The sequence below is a fragment of the Microcystis sp. LE19-10.1B genome (assembly GCF_027530565.1).
In the GTDB taxonomy this organism is placed as follows: Bacteria; Cyanobacteriota; Cyanobacteriia; order Cyanobacteriales; family Microcystaceae; genus Microcystis; species Microcystis aeruginosa.
Window position 1 is genome coordinate 1 of record NZ_JAPZQM010000394.1, and the last position, 1,469, is coordinate 1,469.

The 1,469-nt window shown below is 39.1% G+C and carries 3 protein-coding genes and 1 pseudogene; all 4 read right to left on the reverse strand.

All coding sequences use genetic code 11. The features are described from left to right. Nucleotides 1-173: 173 nt before the first annotated feature. Complete coding sequence (locus O9332_RS14305) at nucleotides 174-458, reverse strand: ribbon-helix-helix domain-containing protein (protein ID WP_002764059.1); 285 nt, start codon at nucleotides 456-458, stop codon at nucleotides 174-176. Between the two features lie 253 nt (nucleotides 459-711). Then, on the reverse strand, nucleotides 712-867 hold the full coding sequence (locus tag O9332_RS14310; RefSeq protein ID WP_196219899.1) for a hypothetical protein: 156 nt from the start codon (nucleotides 865-867) through the stop codon (nucleotides 712-714). Between the two features lie 103 nt (nucleotides 868-970). Then, nucleotides 971-1,171, reverse strand: coding sequence for a hypothetical protein (locus O9332_RS14315; protein WP_502846654.1), 201 nt, complete (start codon nucleotides 1,169-1,171; stop codon nucleotides 971-973). Nucleotides 1,172-1,367: 196 nt separating this feature from the next. Beyond that, a pseudogene (locus tag O9332_RS14320) lies at nucleotides 1,368-1,469 on the reverse strand (IS200/IS605 family transposase); the annotation flags it as partial.

A 1,469-nucleotide genomic window follows, 5' to 3' on the forward strand; every position in this document is an offset into this window, starting at 1 on the left:
GGGGGGCATAAATCGACTAAATCCTTATCTGGCAAGAGACTTAATTGATTAGTTCGCTCTAGAGCAAAAACAATTGACAAAAATCGCATCAATGTCCTTCTCTATAAGGGTTTCATCCCTTATAACTCCGTCCATTGCATAACAATTACCGAAGAACCAAATAATCTTTGACATTATTTCTGACTCATTGGGAAAACTTTAGCCTCTATTTGTTGTAAATCTTCTTCTAATTCTGAAAAAACCTCTTCGCCATTAATTCCTTCCTGTCGTCTTAATTCCTCAACGCCAATCATAACTTCCCGTTTCAATTCTTCAAATCTTCCTCGGTAAATTCTGTCTCTTTCTGCCAATAAACGCAATCCCTCTTGAATAACGGCTAAATCATCTTGATATTTTCCTGTTTTAATTTGTTGAGCAATCAAATCTTCTATTTCCGGTGTCAGTTGGATAGTGTTCATCGCTTCTCCATAATTACTTTTATATCATCCTAGCTGAGTATTATAGCGCAGACTTTTTAGCATCTTATAATTTTAACAGATTTTGGACAGACTGCGAGATAGACGGGTTCATCTCCCTGAACCTAAATCTTCTAGCACTCGTGAGCCGGAAAAGGGAGACAGCAGAAGAGCAAAAGCAAAAACCCGTACTCCCTTGCTCCCCCTCTCCCCTGCTCCCCGCTTCTTCACCCCCCGAAGCAATCTCTCAAAAGTTTTAATTGTTCTGATTAGTAATAAATTGACGAACAATCTCAACTCTTAGATTTAATTCCCGTGCAATTTGTTCTTCATTAAGTCCCCACCTAACCAGAAGGGGAATTGTTTCTAATTTCGGCTCTTCGGGACTTGGTATGGTTCGATATGGGGGCATAAATCGACTAAATCCTTATCTGGCAAGAGATTTAATTGATTAGTTCGCTCTAGATCGCAAACAATTGACAAAAATTGCGGTAATGTCTGTCTCTATAAGGGTTTCATTCCTTATAACCCCCATCCATTGCATAACACAAACCGAAGAGCCCTAATTTCCCTTCAAGCTTCCCTTCAAGTTTCCCTTCAAGTTTACGGTTCTTCGTTACTTGGTATGGTTCGATAGGGGGGCATAAATCGACTAAATCCTTATCTGGCAAGAGACTTAATTGATTAGTTCGCTCTAGAGCAAAAACAATTGACAAAAATCGCTAAATGCCTTTCTCTATAAGGGTTCCATCCCTTATAACCCCCGTCTATTGCATAACACAAACCGAAGAGCCAAAAATTGTTACAAAAGTTACCAGTAAACGGAATTATGCTAGAAACCAAAACAATAGAGACAGACAAAAAAAATAAAGCTAATGAACTACCCCGCCGCAAGCGGACGGGGTATCAGAATCAAAATAGACTCAATTGTAGATTTTGGTGTAGCTGCAGGTATTCTTTATCTTGTTCTTTTACATATCTCGCTATCATACCTTCATCCCCATGCTTTCCTAC

Excerpts from the sequence above, each read along its gene's own strand:
- O9332_RS14305 (WP_002764059.1), bottom strand. The coding sequence starts at position 458 with ATGAACACTATCCAACTGACACCGGAAATAGAAGATTTGATTGCTCAA.
- O9332_RS14310 (WP_196219899.1), bottom strand. The coding sequence starts at position 867 with ATGCCCCCATATCGAACCATACCAAGTCCCGAAGAGCCGAAATTAGAA.